13 protein-coding genes and 1 pseudogene are annotated in these 17,363 nt (G+C 44.3%); 5 read left to right on the forward strand and 9 right to left on the reverse strand.

The window, feature by feature from the left end:
• Positions 1–43: 43 nt before the first annotated feature.
• Together ACYX4W_RS11625 and ACYX4W_RS11630 are read right to left on the reverse strand one after the other, a co-directional pair.
• Positions 44–2,998 (reverse strand): ligand-binding sensor domain-containing diguanylate cyclase, encoded by a 2,955-nt coding sequence (locus ACYX4W_RS11625; protein ID WP_476073299.1) that lies wholly within the window; start codon positions 2,996–2,998, stop codon positions 44–46.
• A gap of 162 nt (positions 2,999–3,160) precedes the next feature.
• Positions 3,161–4,981 carry a M2 family metallopeptidase gene (locus ACYX4W_RS11630; RefSeq protein ID WP_476073300.1) on the reverse strand — a complete coding sequence of 607 codons (1,821 nt, stop codon included), beginning with the start codon at positions 4,979–4,981 and terminating at the stop codon, positions 3,161–3,163.
• 183 nt (positions 4,982–5,164) lie between these two features.
• Here ACYX4W_RS11630 and ACYX4W_RS11635 point away from each other — a divergent pair, with 183 nt between their 5' ends.
• Positions 5,165–5,530 carry a DUF4870 domain-containing protein gene (locus tag ACYX4W_RS11635; protein ID WP_474856073.1) on the forward strand — a complete coding sequence of 122 codons (366 nt, stop codon included), beginning with the start codon at positions 5,165–5,167 and terminating at the stop codon, positions 5,528–5,530.
• A 77-nt stretch (positions 5,531–5,607) separates the two neighbouring features.
• Positions 5,608–5,949, forward strand: a complete 342-nt coding sequence (locus ACYX4W_RS11640; protein ID WP_476073301.1) for a CCC motif membrane protein — start codon at positions 5,608–5,610, stop codon at positions 5,947–5,949.
• 17 nt (positions 5,950–5,966) lie between these two features.
• Here the strand turns inward: ACYX4W_RS11640 and ACYX4W_RS11645 are convergent, their stop codons facing one another.
• The 3 genes from ACYX4W_RS11645 to ACYX4W_RS11655 form a co-directional block, all read right to left on the reverse strand.
• Positions 5,967–6,245 (reverse strand): hypothetical protein, encoded by a 279-nt coding sequence (locus tag ACYX4W_RS11645; RefSeq protein ID WP_476073302.1) that lies wholly within the window; start codon positions 6,243–6,245, stop codon positions 5,967–5,969.
• Positions 6,246–6,425: 180 nt separating this feature from the next.
• Positions 6,426–7,190, reverse strand: a complete 765-nt coding sequence (locus ACYX4W_RS11650) for an SDR family NAD(P)-dependent oxidoreductase (protein WP_474856079.1) — start codon at positions 7,188–7,190, stop codon at positions 6,426–6,428.
• 61 nt (positions 7,191–7,251) lie between these two features.
• Positions 7,252–8,166, reverse strand: coding sequence for a haloalkane dehalogenase (locus tag ACYX4W_RS11655; protein ID WP_476073303.1), 915 nt, complete (start codon positions 8,164–8,166; stop codon positions 7,252–7,254).
• A gap of 245 nt (positions 8,167–8,411) precedes the next feature.
• On the opposite strand from ACYX4W_RS11655, the pseudogene ACYX4W_RS11660 reads away from it, so the two are divergent.
• From ACYX4W_RS11660 to ACYX4W_RS11670, 3 genes and pseudogenes are all read left to right on the forward strand, one after another.
• Positions 8,412–10,536 (forward strand): annotated as a pseudogene (locus tag ACYX4W_RS11660) (3-hydroxyacyl-CoA dehydrogenase NAD-binding domain-containing protein).
• A gap of 172 nt (positions 10,537–10,708) precedes the next feature.
• On the forward strand, positions 10,709–11,890 hold the full coding sequence (locus ACYX4W_RS11665; RefSeq protein ID WP_476073304.1) for an acetyl-CoA C-acyltransferase: 1,182 nt from the start codon (positions 10,709–10,711) through the stop codon (positions 11,888–11,890).
• Between the two features lie 9 nt (positions 11,891–11,899).
• Positions 11,900–13,699: an acyl-CoA dehydrogenase C-terminal domain-containing protein gene (locus ACYX4W_RS11670; protein ID WP_476073305.1), complete on the forward strand. Its 1,800-nt coding sequence runs from the start codon at positions 11,900–11,902 to the stop codon at positions 13,697–13,699.
• A gap of 458 nt (positions 13,700–14,157) precedes the next feature.
• Here the strand turns inward: ACYX4W_RS11670 and ACYX4W_RS11675 are convergent, their stop codons facing one another.
• From ACYX4W_RS11675 to ACYX4W_RS11690, 4 genes are all read right to left on the reverse strand, one after another.
• Positions 14,158–14,556 carry a DUF3718 domain-containing protein gene (locus ACYX4W_RS11675; protein WP_118495189.1) on the reverse strand — a complete coding sequence of 133 codons (399 nt, stop codon included), beginning with the start codon at positions 14,554–14,556 and terminating at the stop codon, positions 14,158–14,160.
• A 310-nt stretch (positions 14,557–14,866) separates the two neighbouring features.
• Entirely contained in the window at positions 14,867–15,265 is a 399-nt protein-coding gene (locus tag ACYX4W_RS11680) for a DUF3718 domain-containing protein (RefSeq protein ID WP_476073306.1), read from the reverse strand.
• A gap of 355 nt (positions 15,266–15,620) precedes the next feature.
• Positions 15,621–16,577, reverse strand: coding sequence for a sugar-binding transcriptional regulator (locus ACYX4W_RS11685; protein WP_476073307.1), 957 nt, complete (start codon positions 16,575–16,577; stop codon positions 15,621–15,623).
• Positions 16,570–17,265: an HAD family hydrolase gene (locus ACYX4W_RS11690; RefSeq protein WP_476073308.1), complete on the reverse strand. Its 696-nt coding sequence runs from the start codon at positions 17,263–17,265 to the stop codon at positions 16,570–16,572. Before ACYX4W_RS11690 ends, ACYX4W_RS11685 begins: the two co-directional genes overlap by 8 nt.
• Positions 17,266–17,363 lie beyond the last annotated feature (98 nt).

The following is a 17,363-nucleotide window of genomic DNA, read 5'->3' on the forward strand; positions in this document are numbered from 1 at the left end:
GAACGAGTCAGATGCTCGACGTTAAAGGGACATAAAACTACAATTATTTAACAACGGCGTTTCGACCAGACTCTTTACCTAGGTAGAGTTTTTTATCTACAGCGTGAATACAGGCATCTACACTGTCATAGTCTTTTATATCTGCGACACCACATGTGATGGTAACGCTGACCGAATGCGGCGGTGCCTCGACAACTTGTTCCGCTACACTTTTACGTAACTTCTCAGCGACCCAATAGGCCTCTTGTACATTTAGTGAAGGCAATAAAATTAGAAATTCTTCTCCACCCCAACGTGCAATAACATCACTTTCCCGTAGGTTATTTTCCAGAGTGTTAGCTATTTTAACCAAAACGGCATCGCCCACGTGGTGGCCATACTCGTCATTAATTCTTTTGAAAAAGTCGATATCAACGATTAGTAACGAAAAAGCGCGGTTGTGTCGTTTAAATTCGTGCCACTCAACTTTGGCTCGTTGGGTGAAATAGCGTCTGTTTTTTAGCCCAGTCAATGAGTCTTGAGAAGATAAAAGCGTCAATTTCTCAACCATGGCTTCGAGGTCTCGCGTTTTTTCTTCTACTTTCAGTGAGAGCTCTGCTGAACGTGCTTTTAGTGCTGAAATTCTCAGCCAAACTATCGTAGTAATGAACAATAAGATAGAGAGTAACAATACACCACGCCAAACTGGCTTATCCCACCATGGCGGTATAACTATAATTTCGAGTTGGGCCTCATCGCTGCTCCAGACGTTTTCTTGGTTTATCGCTTTTACTGTAAAACGGTAGTGACCGGGCTCTAAATTTGTATAGGTCGCCACACGCGCTTTGTAGTCGGTAAATCGCCAGCTATTTTCAAAATCTACCAATTTGTAAGCGTAGCGCAGTTCATTGGCATTCATGTAATCAGTTGCTGCAAATTCAATGGATAGCGCAATATTATTATGGGTAAGTTCTATCTTTTCCCCTAAATTGAGCCGCTGTTGAACGCTAGTGCCATTGTTCTGATCTCTATTTACAGTTTCTACTTTTGTGAGGTGTACGTCAGGAGACCATTTAACGTTGGTAACGTCAGAGGGGTTAAACTGAGTGAGCCCTTCAGCGCCGCCAAAAAGAATCGTGTTATTTTCGGTAGTGGCTACAGAGCCGATGTAGTACCCCGTAGAGAGGGCACCATTTTCTGCACCATAGTAATAAAGAGTATCGAGATCGGGCGCTAGATAAGAAATGCCTACTATTGTTGAAATCCACAATCCATATTCATCATCTTCGACAATGGCACCAATTGAAATCTTACTTAGTCTGCTCTCTGGCTTTATTTGGTTAACGTTGATGGAAGATAAATCATCATTATTTTGAGTGACAAAAAATAAGCCGTCAGCTTGTGTTCCTACCCAGTAGCCACCGCGTTTTGAGCGCGAAATCCACGTCACCACTGTGCTGTCTGTTATTTTGTCCGTGTAGTCACTGATGCTCGTTAACTCACCAGTAAGTTTATTGGCAAAGTGTAAGCCTGTTACCGTGCTGAGCCATGCACTTTCGTTATTTTCAAAAAGGATGCGAGTAGTAAGGGAGAGGGGCCATTGCTTAATAACACGCCCCTCAGACGGGCGATAAACAAATACACCGTCACTATAACCACCAAACCAGATATCACCCTGAGCATCCATGTTTACGCTATAGCCAGATTTACCCTGTAGCGCCACAATTTCAAGCTGTCGTGTTTCATTATTTAATTTTGCCAGCCCACTGCGCGTGGAAACCCAGAGCGTATCGCTAGTTTTATCGTAATAAACACCGGTTAGCTTATCGCTTGCACTATCGTCGGTTGTTCGAGCGTTATCTGGCGTAAATGGCCCCTGGTAAGTTTTATTGAAGGTATCGTAAATCCATAACCCTTTTTCGTTGGTTAGCCATACTTTATTACCCTTGTATTCGGTCATCGAGCCTACAATACGGCCATTTCCCACTTCGGTAGTATAAAAGTTGCTTAGCTCAGGGTTGCTTATTGCAAAACCATCGTCTTTGGTTCCGACGACCACGAGACCCGATTTTGTTTGGTATAGACTTGAAACGCGCTCGTCTCCTGAATCCTTGTCACTGATGGGGAAGCGTAACACTGTGTACGGGCTATGCGCTGTTAAAAGGTTTAAACCTCTTTCAGTTGCTACCCAAACGTCACCATTGCGTTGAAGTAAAATATCCGTAACCGAGTTATCCGACAGGCCCTGTGCTTCACTGGTACACTGTTTGGTAATGACTCCAGGTTCTGAATTGGGGCTAAATAAGCAAATACCATAAGTAGAAGTCCCTAACCAAAATCTTGAACGCTCGGCAGCGACGAGGCGAGTAAAGTTAACACCCTTGTAAGCAACTAATTCTAGCGAGCTTTTAAAAGGGTCGAGCTTATAAAGACCTGAAGTGGAGGTCACATAAAGCGTATTGCCAATGAGCTCTACATCGGTAAGCGTACTCGTAGTATCGGGAAGATAACTGACTAATTCTATGCTGTCGGTTTTCTCGTGGTATCGATACAAATTTCGTTCAGATATTATCCACAGCATGCCGTCGTGCGTGGTTTTCAGTCTATTGATAATCTGTTTGTCGAATGACGATGAAACGGGGAGGGCGTAATGAATAAACTTTTCAGTGTCGACATTTAAGCGGCTCAGGCCACTAAACGTACCAACCCAAATAAACTGACCGTCTAAGCTTGCTTCTAATTGTAGAACACTAAGTGTTTGAAGGCCTGAAGATTCATCCTCGCCCCACATTCCAAAATTTCTAAAGGTATAACCATCAAATTTATCTATACCTGACTGGGATGCTAACCACAAAAAACCGTATTTATCTTCTGCGATGTCAGAAATGGTGACATGGGTGATGCCGCTTTCCATGTCGAATGTATTAAAAGCGGGGGCACCAATTTGTGCGTGTGCAGAAAGGTTCCAGCTAACCAATAAAGTGAGGATAAAGAAGAGGCATGCTGAAGGACAGCGCATATCATTGCAACATTAAGAATTATTCATAAGTGTAAGTTACGCTAATGCCGGGGACTTTCAATAGAACAAAAGTTTAAATCGTACAAAAAAGCCCCATGTTAAAGGGGCTTAATTACTTAGAAATGTTAGCAATAGTGCTGCGATTTAATCTTTATAGAAGCATTACCAACCGCACTGGCGTGTTGCGTTTTGCTCATCCAGCCAGTTTTTAAGTGGCGCAAAGTAATCGGCAATAGTACTTGCATCCATTTGGGGTGAGCCTGTTAGCGTCTCTAGAGCATTCTGCCAAGGTTGGCTCATTCCCATTTCTAACATCTCGTTAAGCGCTTTACCTGCTTCTTCGCTGCCGTAAATAGAGCAGCGGTTTAACGGACCTTCATCACCGGCAATATCACACAGTGCTTTGTGGAATTGGAACTGAAGAATATGCGCAAGGAAGTATCGGGTATAAGGTACATTAGCTGGTACATGATATTTTGCTCCAGGGTCAAAGGCATCAGCACTGCGTTCAACAGGTGCCATTACACCCTGATACTTTTCTCTTAATTCCCACCAAAGCTGATTATATTGTTCAGGTGTAACCTCACCAGACATGACCTTCCAACGCCACTGATCAACCATCAAGCCAAAAGGAATAAAGGCAATTTTATCAAGCGCTACCTGCATCAGCATACCGATATCATTTGATGCGTCAGGGATTTCATCTATCAAATCAATTTGCTTAAGATACTTAGGCGTAATTGACAGGGCTATTGTATCGCCAATGGCTTCATGAAAACCGTCGTTTGCAGAGCCACGGTAAAGCAGAGGCTGGTCTTTATAAGCGCGTTGATAGTAGTTGTGACCTAACTCATGGTGAATAACGTTAAACTCTTCGCCAGTCTTTTGGATACACATTTTTATGCGCAGATCGTCTTTGTCATCCAAATCCCATGCGGAAGCGTGACACTGCACGTCACGTCCTTCAGGTTTTTGAAACATTGAACGTTCCCAAAAAGTGTCTGGTAGTTCTTCAAAGCCAAGGGATGAGAAAAATGACTCGGCCTGTTTAACCATGGCTACTTCGTCATACCCTTGTGCAGCAAGTGCACCGGTTACATCAGGCACTTTCATTTCCTGTTGAGGCTTAACGATGTCGTAGATGTTTCCCCATGATTGCGCCCACATGTTACCCAAAAGATGAGCCGGAATCGGCTGGTCTTGGGGCACTACGTCTTCGCCATAGTGTTCACCTAGCTTAGCGCGAACATGGCAATGTAGTGACTCATAAAAAGGCTCTACTTGCGTCCATAGACGATCTAACTCTTTGGGAAAGTCGTCTGCCGGCATGTCATATTTGCCCCGCCATAGCGCACTTACGTTTTCAAACCCAAGTTCCGCCGCACCTTCATTGGCAAGTGTTACTTGTTCGGCATAAAGTGGTGCCATAGGTTTAGATACTTCACGCCAGCCAGTCCAATACTCTAACAATTTATCGGCATCGCGTAGGGTTGCCATTTCAGCGCTCATTTCGACCAGGCTTTTACACGTACCATCTTCGCTGCAATACTCACCAGAGCCGTACATGGCACTTAAATCAGAACCAATTTTTGCAAGACGCTCAGCTTTTTGTGCATCTGCCGGCGGCGGCATTGTTAAACTATTTTTAAGTAGATCAAGCTGTCTGCGAGTGTCGGTATCTACTTCTACATCGTTAAACTTCGCTGCTTCTTTCGCTAGCTTAGCCACTTTTGTTGATAGCACTTCGTTAAAATAGGCACTAACTGCAGCAGTGTCGAAATTGATATTGGTTGCATAGCTCCATTCTGCATGTGCAGCCGGCACCTGCATTTTCGCAATATCATCCTGCGCTTGCTGTAAGAACTGTTTCGCGTCTTGCGCGGTAAGTTCGGGTTTAGTTTCTGTCTGAGTAGTACTCTCGCCACACCCCATAAGCGATACGCTTACTAATGCTGCTATCAGTGTACGTTTATGATTGAGCATACTTTGTCCTTTAATTATTTTGGTTTTAAAGTGAATCGACGTTCACATAGACATGAGGTAGCATTGTGTAACGCTGCGCAGTTTTTGTAAAACAAATTTGATGTTCGAGTTAAGCTCGCTGCGGCGAAACAATAGACGCTTATATTTATCAAATAAAACCAACTAACTAATAAGGAAGAATTTATGTCAACGGAAGAACCGGTTTATTGGGGGCTTAATGCTCGCAGCTACTGCACACTTATCCACGTGTCGCAATTATCCAGCTTTATTATTCCTGGCTTAGGCATTGTTTTGCCAATTGTGCTTTGGATAGCGCATAAAGATCAAAATGAAGATATTAATCAGCACGGTAGAGTGACGGCAAATTGGCTGCTTAGCCTGCTCGTTTATTCGGTGATTTGTTTTATTCTTACTTTTATCATCATAGGCGCCCTAGGGTTTATCGTACTTGGTTTGATGAACATTATTTTTGCGATAATAGCTGCGGTAAAAGCTAATAAAGGCGAGCTGTGGGTATATCCACTAAGCTTTCAGTTTATAAAACGCTAGCAAAAACGATGAGTTGTCTGTAATTTAAACAATTCATAGGCTGAACATTTAATTATTCATCAAGGAAGAGAAGCACAATGCAAAATCAAACAGATAATAAGATTCCTGGTGCTGCTACTGCTTATTGGACTGCAGTACTGAGCTGTACCCTATTTATTTTCGGTGGGTTTGCAATTGTGTTCTCTTTGCTGTCACTATTTTTGGCTCGCAACGCTAAGAAAAGCCTATCCCTTCCTTACAAGCAATATTCAAACTCATCGACGCTTACCAAAGGGAAAATTATTGCTTACATAGGTTTAGTATTAAACGTTGCTGTTTTAGGTGTCACAATTTGGACTCTGAATACCATTGGCTGGGACGCATGGTCTGATGAATTCGTTCGTAGGTGGAATGAAGGGCTCGAGCAGCATAGTCGTTAACGGCTAGTTATTGAGGTTTATTGTTTACGGTTGAAGCTACCGCTAGGTAAAGCGTCGTGGACTAGATATTGACCTTTCTTTTTGGCGAAAGTTGGCGACGGCAAAATATCAATACGTTTAAAGGTGTTTAGCGCTAGCGATTTGCTTTGACGAATTTTTTTATAACTCTGAGAGGCGGTAGTTACCTTAAGGGTTGATATTGAAGGCGTCGTTTCTTGTGCGAAGCTAAAATTTGAGGCGCTTATAATGGTAAACAGCCCTACAGTGGAAAAAATGTTTTTAATCAGTTTTTTCATCGCACTCTTCTCTTTCACACTAAGAAAAGATCTCGGAGGCGGTTGCACTCGCCTCCTTAATCGACTTTGTTTGTTCCCCTCCATTACACCTAAAGTAGAGAAAAACCTAAAGGCACTGTGTTATACAAAGGTATAGCTTCTTATACTTAGAGCTAGGATATTAATTAGCAATTCTGTTTATCACCATGCGGTTACACCGCCGTCTACGGCTATGGTTTGCCCATTCATATAGCTATTGCCTGGTGACAACATTAGCATCATGGTGTTTACGATTTCTTGCGGCTCGCCCAAACGTTTCATTGGGCTGCCCATGCCAAGCTGTTCCCGTGCCTCAGGGGTATTGTAACCATCCACGTTTAAAATATTAGTTGGGCTATAAAAGGGGCATATGGCATTAACACGAACATTTTTACGGCCATATTCTACAGCTGCGGTACGGGTAATTCCCGACACTGCGTGTTTTGCCGCAGCGTAGGCACCACCTTTAGGCGCTCCGCCTAACCCAGCTAGTGAGCTAACATTGAGAACGTGGCCCTGCTTTTGTGCGAGCATGACTGGAATTTGATATTTCATTCCAAACATCACCCCTTTCACGTTTACAGCAAACTGTGAATCTATAATCTCTTCAGTCATCTGGTGCACAGGCGCTGGATTGTGGGCGATTCCGGCATTATTTACGGCGATATCTAGCCTACCGAAGGTTTCCATAGCTTTATCAACTAGAGTTTTGTTCAGCGATTCGCTTGCTATATTGCCTGCTAGCACCACTACATCTGTTAGCGCTTTTACATCGTTCTGCGTTTCTTCAAGGGCGGTTTGGTTAATATCAGAAAGCACGAGCTTCGCGCCTCTGTTAGCAAGTCCTAAAGACAATAAACGGCCAAAACCACTGCCTGCACCTGTTATCAATACAACTTGCCCGGTAAAGTCGAGTAAAGCGTCCATGGTAAACTCCTAGTGTCTAATATTTATGGAAGTTAAGTCTGTTGATAGTTTCTCGTTGAAACTATTTAAGCTGTGTTTGTTTAACAAACTGAATAAGTAGATTAGCTAGCTCTTCGCCTTTATCTTCTTGAATAAAGTGCCCGCCGTTTTTCACTGTGGTATGGGGCATGCCTTTGCAGCCCGGCACCAGCTTTTGAAATATCTTATCGCCACCTTTAGTGACGGGGTCACTATCACCAAAAGCGGTAACAAAAGGTTTTTGGAAGCCCTTAAGTTTTTCCCAAGCATTTCTGTTCGCTTGCGCCTCTGCATTATCTGGGCTTGTAGGAACAAGTAGGGGGAACATGCGTGCACCAGCCTTATAACTCTCGTCAGGGAAAGGGGCGTCGTAGGCAGCCAGTGTTGCAGCACTTAATTCGGTTGTCGTTGCATTTTGGATAATGGTTGAAGTTGGGAATTGGGGCACGTCCTGAGAGAAACGACGCCATTTGATGAAAGCATCACTTGGTTGGTGGTCACCGGTCGGCAGTCCGGTGTTAGACACCATTACGCCGGAAAAACGGTCTGGCATATCTGCAACGAGTCGCAGTCCTAACAGACCTCCCCAATCTTGGCAAAACAAGGTCACCGGGCCTTTAGTGACCTGTGTAAACCAGTCTTTTGTCCATATCACGTGGCGTGCATAAGAATAGTCTTCTTTTCTTACAGGCTTGTCAGAACGTCCAAAACCAATTAAATCCGGTGCTATCACATTGAACCCTGCGTCAGCTAGCAGTGGCATCATTTTTCGATAAAGGTAGGCCCATGTGGGTTCACCATGCATTAACAGAACTGTATGTCCATCTTGAGGGCCGCACTGATAGTACGCCATCGAAATCACACTACTGATAGTATCAGTGACTTCTACAAACTTAGGGGGGTAGGGAAAATCATCGATATTGTCAAAAGCACTTTCTGGCGTTTTACGGACCTGCATAGATAAACATCCTTTGTAAATAAAATGTAATTTAATGCTCTACGGTTGTTAACAAAAGCATTGGGGAGCGAAGCTGTCAATTAAAGCTTAAGTAAGCTATGTAAGGGGCTACACGGGAAGGTGAGCCTATAAAAGGGGTAGCGGTCATTATTAAAAATTATGATAAATGTCTATAACACCAATAAACTTGGATGATTAACAACACTGCAATAACATCCAGTTAACGTGATAAACAGGACATGGTTATGAGCGAGATGGAAAATAAAGCCGTAGAATATGCAGTACAACAGGGCGTTGCCACACTGACAATGCAGAGCGCGCCTGTAAATGCGCTATCCCGTGCTATTAGAGTAGGGCTAATAGAAGGTATAGATAGCGCACTCAATGACGAAAGTGTCAGTGCAATCGTTATTACATCTTCACTCCCTATTTTTTCGGGTGGCGCTGATATCAGTGAATTTTCTGGCGGCGATCTATCTCCCATGTTGCCTGAAGTGTTAGACAAAATAGAGAATGCGTCTAAACCAGTAATAGCAGTGCTTCCAGGGCCAGCGTTTGGTGGTGGTCTAGAGGTGGCGCTAGCGTGTCACCACCGTATTACTTTTGCCGACAACAAGGTCGGTTTGCCAGAAGTTAACCTTGGCATTCTTCCCGGTGCCGGTGGTACACAGCGTTTGCCACGCCTAAGCTGACGCGCAAACGTCACTGCAAATGATTGTCACAGGTAAACCAACTTCTGTCGTTAAATTACCCGGTGTATTCGACAAAATTTCTGATAAGCCTGAACATTTGCTTGAAGATACCAAAGCGTATTTACAAGGTTTAACACCTGATAAAGCGATAAAGCGTACCAGTGACATTACGCTGACTATGTCAGATGAGACGCAGGCCGTGTTCGATGCAGTTACCGCACAAACTAAGAAAGCGGCTCGAGGTTTCTTTGCGCCATTAAAATGTATTGAAGCTGTGCGCGGTGCATACACGCTAGCGTTTGAAGACGGCCTTAAAAATGAAGGCAAGCTTTTCATGGAATGCATGAACACGCCACAGGCGCGTGCCCAACAGCATTTCTTCTTCGCTGAGCGTGCAGCAGGTCACGTAAGTGATTTTGATAAAAACACCCCAGAGCGCAGCATCGAAAAAGTCGCCATTATCGGTGCAGGCACTATGGGCGGCGGCATTGCTATGAACTTTGCCAACGCGGGTATTCCAGTCACCATGCTAGAGCTTAAAGAAGAAGCGCTAGAGAAAGGTCTGGCCCTTATTCGTAAGAATTACGAAAATTCAGCGAAAAAAGGTAAGTTGACCCAAGAACAAGTAGAAAGTCGAATGGCGCTTCTTTCTGGCACGACGTCATACGACGATCTAGCTGATGTCGACCTGGTAATCGAAGCCGTTTTTGAAAAGATGGAAGTAAAGAAAACCGTATTCTCAACACTTGATAAAGTGTGCAAGTCAGGCGCTATTCTAGCCTCTAACACATCTACTCTAGATATTGACGAAATCGCGACAGCCACCTCTCGCCCTGAAGATGTCATTGGGCTTCATTTCTTCTCGCCAGCCAATGTAATGAAGCTACTTGAAGTGGTTAAAGCTGAGAAGACATCTGCTGAAGTTATTAAAACTTGTATGAAGATGGCTAAGAAAATCAGAAAGGTCGCTGTTTTAGTAGGCGTATGCTTCGGATTTGTGGGCAATCGCATGATTGAACCCTATGGCCGTGAAGCGAACCGATTATTACTTGAAGGGGCAACGCCTGAGCAAGTCGACCGCGTGCTTACCGAGTTTGGCATGCCAATGGGCCCGTTCACCATGGGAGACATGGCAGGTTTAGATATTGGCTATTATGTGCGCCAGTCTCGCCAAGAGCATATCTCTCACGACCCTGCTTATGGTGCTGTAGCAGATCGCCTCGTTGAAATGGGGCGCAACGGTCTAAAAACGGGTCGTGGAGCCTACAACTATGAGCCGGGCAGTCGAGTACCCATTCCAGATCCTGAAGTATTAGAAATTGCTAAGCAGGAAGCTGAACGTTTAGGCGTGGTCCAGCGTTCAGATATTAGCGATGAAGAAATCTTAGTTCGCGTCATGTATTCATTAATAAACGAAGGTGCTGCCATCTTGGAAGAGGGTATAGCGGCTAAATCTAGTGATATTGACGTGATATATGTTTACGGCTATGGCTTCCCTGTGTATCGCGGCGGCCCTATGCAATATGCAGACGAAGTAGGGCTTGGCACTATCTTAGATAAGCTAACGACTTATCGCGATCAGCTAGGTGAGTACGGAAAAACGTGGCTTGAGCCGAGTGACTTACTTGTGAAGTTGGCGCAGGAAGGTGGCACATTTAAAAATTACCAACCCAAGTAGGGATAGGTGAAACGCTGGCGGCGTAAACACTGCGTGTTTTACGCCTGTCGAAACAAATTTTAAATAAAGCTAAGTGGCTGATCTAGGAATCGATGCTAAGAAATTGGCCTTAGATTAAAAGCACTAGCGAAATTTAGGCTGAACATTCAGCCCAACTGAAAGGAACAATACAATGCGTGATGCAGTTATCGTAAGTACAGCACGTACGCCAATAGGCCGCGCCTATAAAGGTGCGCTAAACAATTTGCCGGCCCCTTCTTTAGGTGGTCATGCCATTCAAAACGCAGTAGCTCGCGCAGGTATCGACCCTGCCAGTGTAGACGATGTAGTTATGGGTTCGGCACTTACTCAAGGCAGCGGCGGCATGAATATAGGTCGCTTAGCGGGTCTTGCAGGTGGGTTGCCCGTGACTGTAGCTGGCATGACGTTAGACCGTCAATGTAGCTCTGGTATGTATGCCATTGCTACCGCTGCGAACTCAATTCGCACTGGCGACACCAATATAATGGTTGCAGGCGGTTTAGACTCAATTTCACTTGTGCAAAATAAGAACATGAATATGTTCCGCGCTGTAGACCCTGCACTTGTTGCGAAGCACAAAGATATTTATATGCCTATGCTTCAAACCGCTGAAGTAGTGGGTAAACGCTACAACATCAGCAGAGATGTGCAAGATGAGTACGGTTATCAAAGTCAAATGCGCACCGCAGCAGCCCAAGAAGCAGGTAAATTTAACGACGAAATTGTTCCTATTACTGCAATTCAAGCGGTATTCAATAAAGAAACAGGCGAAACCTCTGAGCGCGAGGTGACCTTGTCGAAAGACGAAGGCAATCGCCCAGAAACAACGTTAGAAGGGCTTAAAGCACTGAACCCTGTTATTGAAGGCGGTTGTATTACTGCAGGTAACGCAAGTCAGCTCTCAGATGGTGCAAGCGCAACAGTAATTATGGATGAACAGTCGGCAGCAAAAGGCAATGCCCAGCCTCTTGGTATTTATAGAGGCATTGCCGTGGCTGGCTGTGAGCCGGATGAAATGGGAATTGGCCCAGTATTCGCCATTCCCAAGCTATTAAAGCAGCATGGATTAACCATGGACGATATCGGTCTATGGGAGCTTAACGAAGCGTTTGCAGTACAGGTTCTGTATTGTCGCGATAAGTTAGGCATTCCAGACGAATTATTAAATGTTAACGGCGGTGCCATTTCTATTGGTCACCCGTACGGCATGAGCGGTGCTCGCATGGTGGGTCACGCACTCATCGAAGGTAAACGACGCGGTGCGAAATATGTTGTTTGCACCATGTGTATCGGTGGCGGCATGGGCGCCGCTGGTCTATTTGAAGTTATATAGGTATTGGGTATGGAAGGTTATAAAGCTCCACAACGTGACGCCATGTTTGTAACACATGAGCTGCTAGATTATCAAAATCACTATCAAAAGCTGGGTTTCGAAGAAGCGTCTGAAGACTTAGTGTCTGCAATTTTTGCTGAAGCAGCTAAGTTTTCTGAAAACACCCTTGCTCCCATTAACGCATCGGGCGATGAAGAAGGGTGTAAGTGGGTTGACGGTGAAGTAACAACGCCAAAAGGGTTTAAAGAAGCTTACCAGACCTACGTTGAGGGTGGTTGGCCAAGTATGTCTCACCCAGAAGAGTTCGGTGGTCAAGCGCTACCTTATTCGTTGTCTTCTATTATCGCTGAGTGGTTCTCTGGTGCTAACCACTCGTGGGCTATGTATCCAGGGCTCAGTCAGGGCTGTATGGAAACGCTTAAGGCTCACGGCACGGAACTACAGCAAAAGATGTTCCTTGAAAAACTGGTTAGCGGTGAGTGGACAGGCACAATGTGCTTAACTGAAGCACACTGTGGCTCTGACTTAGGTATGCTTAAATGCCGTGCCGAGCCTCAAGAAGATGGCAGCTACAGCTTAACGGGCACAAAAATCTTTATCTCTGCCGGTGAGCACGATATGTCTGAGAATATCGTACACATTGTGTTAGCGCGCTTACCTGATGCGCCAGAGGGTACAAAAGGTATTTCGCTGTTTGTTGTACCAAAGTTCAACGTATCTGAAGATGGTGAAAAGCTAGACAGAAACGCGGTAGCCTGTGGCAGTATTGAACATAAGATGGGTATTAAAGCTAGTGCTACCTGTGTTATCAACTTTGATGGTGCTAAGGGCTTCTTAATTGGTCCACCTAACCGTGGCCTAAATTGCATGTTTACCTTCATGAATACCGCGCGTATTGGTACTGGACTAGAAGGTCTTGCTGCATCTGAAGCTTCTTTCCAGGGTGCATTGCGCTACGCGAAAGACCGCATTCAGTTTCGCTCACTAACGGGTCGTAAAAACCCTGATGGCCCTGCTGATCCAATAATTGTGCACCCTGATGTGCGCCGTATGCTACTAACACAAAAAGCGTTTGCTGAAGGCAACCGAGCGTTAGCGGCGTACTGTATGCAAATGGTAGACGTTACGCTCTACGGCGATGATGCAGCAGAAAAGCAGGTCGCAGAAGCTAAACTTGCTTTCTTAACGCCTATTGTTAAAGCGTTTTTGACCGAAACGGCTCAAGAAGCAACTAGCTATGGCATGCAGGTTTACGGCGGTCACGGCTTTATTAAAGAGTGGGGTATGGAGCAGTTGGCGCGGGATACCCGCATTTGCACCATGTACGAAGGGACTACCGGTATTCAAGCGGTAGACTTGCTGGGTCGTAAAGTAATGGGCTCTAACGGCGAGCTTCTGAACGTATTCGTACAAGAAGTCCGTGACTACTGTAATTCACTTCGCGACAACGCGCAGTTTAGCGCTTGGACGAATGCCCTGAATTCTCACCTTGATGAGTGGCAACAAATTACCATGGATATTGGTAAAGCTGCGGCGTCGAACCCTGATGAAATTGGTGCGGCGTCCGTAGATTACTTAATGTATTCAGGTTATGTCACTGTTGCTTACTTCTGGCTTAAAATGGCGGTGAAGGCACAAGAACAACTTGATGCAGGTAGCACTGAAACTGAGTTTTATAAGAGTAAAATTTTAACAACGGGCTTTTACTTTGACCGATTGTTGACACGTACTCGCTCACTGGTTTCTGCAATGCAGTCAGGCGCTGATAACTTAATGTCTATGCCAGAGAGTATGTTTGCCATAGAGTAATTACATAAAATTGAAACAAGTGCGCTAATATATAACGCACTAAAGGCCGAGAAAATTACGTAGCCGAGAAAATGATTGAACCATTGATCATCGGATATGTTGTTTTACTCGGCCTTTTTGTTCTTAAAGTAATTTAGAGGAAGTGAGCACTTTCGTTTTCTCCCAATACACAAAGGTTGATCATTGCCTAACGCTATTGTTATGGGGAGAGCAGGTTGATGCGTTTGATATAAGTGTGTGAGATAGAATTGAACACCATTTCCCACCGATTACAAAGCGGTTTAATTCAAGCGAGTCGCATTGGCTGCAAAGAAAAAAGCCTGAATAGGTATAAAAAGAAGTGATAGATTTTATAGAGACCTAGAAAGGGGTGAGGCCCCTAAAAGGGGCCTCCAGTGCGGCGTCCTGCCGCTACCATGTTGAACCGTTGCATCACATGGTGTGATTAACTTGTTTTATTAGATTCTGCCGTCGAGTTCAGCTGAGATAGGTGAGCTTTGTAGGCCTTGCTCAGCAATCCAAGCTTGGAGTGTTTTGCCGTCAGACTCTGGCTGAGCCAAGTCTTTGCTTGGCATTTTCTTAACAAGAAGTGTACCTACTTCAACTGCATTGTTGGTAATAGCTGTACGGATCAAACTTTGTCCGTTACAAGAGATACCAGAGTAGTAGTCGCGAAGCTTTAATTTGTAGTCTGACTGAACGCTACGCATTTTTTTACGAAGTTCGCCTTTATCATCTGCTTGAACAATAGTGCAAATGTTAGCTAGTGCTTCGTTTATGTCATTAGCTTGCGCTGCGTTAGAGAAAGCTAAAGTAGATGCCGCAATTACTAGAGAAGTTTTAACGATTTTCAACATGGTTAAATTCCTTCGTTTGTTGTTATTAAGATTATGTTTGTTCGTTGAGATGTATTAAACCTGAATCTAAGTTACTGAAAAACATGTTGTAAAATAACAGGGTATACCAAAGTATACCTATGAAAAATAAACTTACTTCCTCGCTCCTTACCTCACTCGATTTTTTAGCTACCAAAGCAGTCGTATTAAACTTTTAAGGGTAAGCTACATAGTAAAAGGCAATAAAAAAGGCCCCGTAGCAGAGGGGCCTTAGTGCAGCATGTGCTGCTACCATGTTGAATTGGTTCACATGGCTTTGTGAAAACGGTATCTAAATTCTGTCGTTAAGCTCTGCTGAGATTGGCGAGCTTTGTAAGCCTTGTTCTGCAATCCATGCTTGTAAGGTTTTACCGTCAGACTCTGGCTGCGTTAGGTCTTTGCTAGGCATTTTTTTCACCAGCAGTGTGCCTACTTCCACAGCGTTACTGGTGAGCGCTGTGCGGATAAGGCTTTGACCGCCGCAAGAAACACCTGCGTAATAGTCGCGTAGCTTCAATTTGAAGTCAGATTGAACGCGACGCATTTTTTTACGCAGTTCGCTTTTATCGTCAGCTTGTACAATAGTACAGATATTTGCCAAAGCCTCATTTACATCGTCAGCATGAGCTGAGTTAGAAAAAGCTAGAGTAGAGGCTGCAATTGCTAGAGAGGTTTTAACGATTTTCAACATGGTTAAATTCCTTCGTTTGTTTTATTAATCGGTTTGTTTGTTCGGGTTTAATTAAAAGACAACCAAAGCGTTTAAAAAATACTCACTGAAATAACTAAGTATGTCGACTAATACCTTATACTAAAGGTGTAAGTGGGTGAGGGGGCGCTATAGCCTTTAGTATATAAGGCATTGGTGAGATAGACGGCGGTTTAGAATTTATTGTTAAAGCACCAAATAAAGTGCAAAAAAACAGCGTTTGATGCCGTTTTTTTGCATTTTAACTATGTCGAAAAGCGAATTAGCGCCCAGTCAGTCTTAGTGGGTTGGCACTAAAAGCACATCAAAGTCCTTTGTTTACTCGGTGGAAGATGTGTTAAATTTCGAGTAATGCTGATGCTGTTCGCTCCGTTGTGATAAGGCCATTTAAAAACTTAGAGCGAAGTGCGCCCCTAATTGCTTTAAATTTACTATCGCCCGCCGCCACGCCAATAACAGGCTTTTCTGGCGTAGCTTTCAATTTAAAGCTCGTTACTTTTTCATTAATATCGCATTTTATGAGTGCACCTTCTTCATTAAAGATCCAACTTATGATTTCGCCACATGCGCCAGAGTCAGACAATACGCCTAATTCGTCGTCGCCGATAAAGCCGTCTTTGTAAAGCGGTGACACGCTACCTAAATTGCCGATACCGACAAAACTAATATCCGCCTGCTCAGCAAGCGCGTGAATGCGTGAAATATGCTGTTGTTGCTGCCACACTTCGCGTTCTGACTTACTTGAGGCTATAACTGGTGTCGGCATGGGGTAATGCTGCGCTTTTACCCTATCAGCAACGTGAACGGCAACATCATATCGTGTTGCTTCGCCGTTATCTGCAATATTGCCTACTAGCGACACTATTTTATGCTGGGGACAATGAAGAATAGATAGTTCATCTGCACATGCTCGAAGAACACGCCCTGTGCCAAAAGCAATGGTTTGTGGCGTATCAAATTTCAGGGCACGCTCTATAGCGGCAGCGCCTGCTTGGCCGAGTCCCTGTGTGGAGTTAGGATCGTCGTCAACGTTGGGTACCACTTCGCAAAATGTAAGCCCGAATTTTTCTTTAATCCCTTGCGCCAATTCCATGCATCTGGCTATGGGATGCTCCAAACGCACCTTGACCAAGCCTTCTGACATAGATAGTGCCACAAGACGCTGAGCGCTCTGACGTGATGTATTAAGGGTCTTTGCAATTTCGTCTTGTGTTTTGCCCCCAACGTAATACATCCATCCTGCTCTTGCTGCTTCGTCTAGTTTGTTGAGTTCGTTTTGTGCTTTCTTACTCATTTATTTTTCTCGCGTCGAAAATGTCAGGGAGAAGAGAATGAAATTCGTCCCATGAATTGAGTGATTTACTGTTATTTGGAATATCAGCTTTTATATCGTTATGTAAATGTGCACCACCGGTAAAATGAAGGCAGGGCATATTGGCGGCTACTGCTGCGGCTAAACCAGGCTGAGAGTCTTCAATAACTAAGCAGTTTTCAGGTTTTATACCCATGGTTGCGGCAGCATGTAAAAACAGGTCGGGTGCTGGTTTACCATTCTTTACCATAGAGCGCGTGAAAATACGTCCCTCAAAATAAGCGAAAAGGCCGGTGCTTTTTAACGCTTTAGTCGTTCTTTCGGGAGAACTGCTTGTGGCAACACAATAGGGAATGTGGCGGGCATCAAGGTTTGTTAATACGTTATTGATGCCTGGTGTCCTTCGCAATGAGTGCTCAAACTTTTCATAGAGCAGAGCGTGAAAGTCCTTTTTAACCACGTCAGTTAACTCAAAGCAAAAGTCCGTTTTTAGTATCTTTTCTACGTGTTCTACGCTTTTACCAAGAAAGTGAGCGATAAAGAACTGCTTCGATAAAGAAATGTTATAGACCGCTAGAATTTCCTGCCACGCTTCCATAGACAGCACTTCGCTATCAATGAGTACACCGTCACAATCAAAGATCACTAACTTTACGGTAGTTGTTTGCAAAGGTTACTTTCCCTCATATCAAAAACACCAGTTATACGAAGACTTCACTACCAAAAGGAAAAGAACATACCATCAAGTTGGTAATGACATAATATAAC

Source organism: Alteromonas sp. ABH4_454 (assembly GCF_056311775.1).

Bases quoted from the DNA above. Each gene is read 5' to 3' on its own strand.
- ACYX4W_RS11625 (WP_476073299.1), bottom strand. From the start codon at position 2,998: ATGCGCTGTCCTTCAGCATGCCTCTTCTTTATCCTCACTTTATTGGTT.
- ACYX4W_RS11630 (WP_476073300.1), bottom strand. From the start codon at position 4,981: ATGCTCAATCATAAACGTACACTGATAGCAGCATTAGTAAGCGTATCG.
- ACYX4W_RS11635 (WP_474856073.1), top strand. From the start codon at position 5,165: ATGTCAACGGAAGAACCGGTTTATTGGGGGCTTAATGCTCGCAGCTAC.
- ACYX4W_RS11640 (WP_476073301.1), top strand. From the start codon at position 5,608: ATGCAAAATCAAACAGATAATAAGATTCCTGGTGCTGCTACTGCTTAT.
- ACYX4W_RS11645 (WP_476073302.1), bottom strand. From the start codon at position 6,245: ATGAAAAAACTGATTAAAAACATTTTTTCCACTGTAGGGCTGTTTACC.
- ACYX4W_RS11650 (WP_474856079.1), bottom strand. From the start codon at position 7,190: ATGGACGCTTTACTCGACTTTACCGGGCAAGTTGTATTGATAACAGGT.
- ACYX4W_RS11655 (WP_476073303.1), bottom strand. From the start codon at position 8,166: ATGCAGGTCCGTAAAACGCCAGAAAGTGCTTTTGACAATATCGATGAT.
- ACYX4W_RS11665 (WP_476073304.1), top strand. From the start codon at position 10,709: ATGCGTGATGCAGTTATCGTAAGTACAGCACGTACGCCAATAGGCCGC.
- ACYX4W_RS11670 (WP_476073305.1), top strand. From the start codon at position 11,900: ATGGAAGGTTATAAAGCTCCACAACGTGACGCCATGTTTGTAACACAT.
- ACYX4W_RS11675 (WP_118495189.1), bottom strand. From the start codon at position 14,556: ATGTTGAAAATCGTTAAAACTTCTCTAGTAATTGCGGCATCTACTTTA.
- ACYX4W_RS11680 (WP_476073306.1), bottom strand. From the start codon at position 15,265: ATGTTGAAAATCGTTAAAACCTCTCTAGCAATTGCAGCCTCTACTCTA.
- ACYX4W_RS11685 (WP_476073307.1), bottom strand. From the start codon at position 16,577: ATGAGTAAGAAAGCACAAAACGAACTCAACAAACTAGACGAAGCAGCA.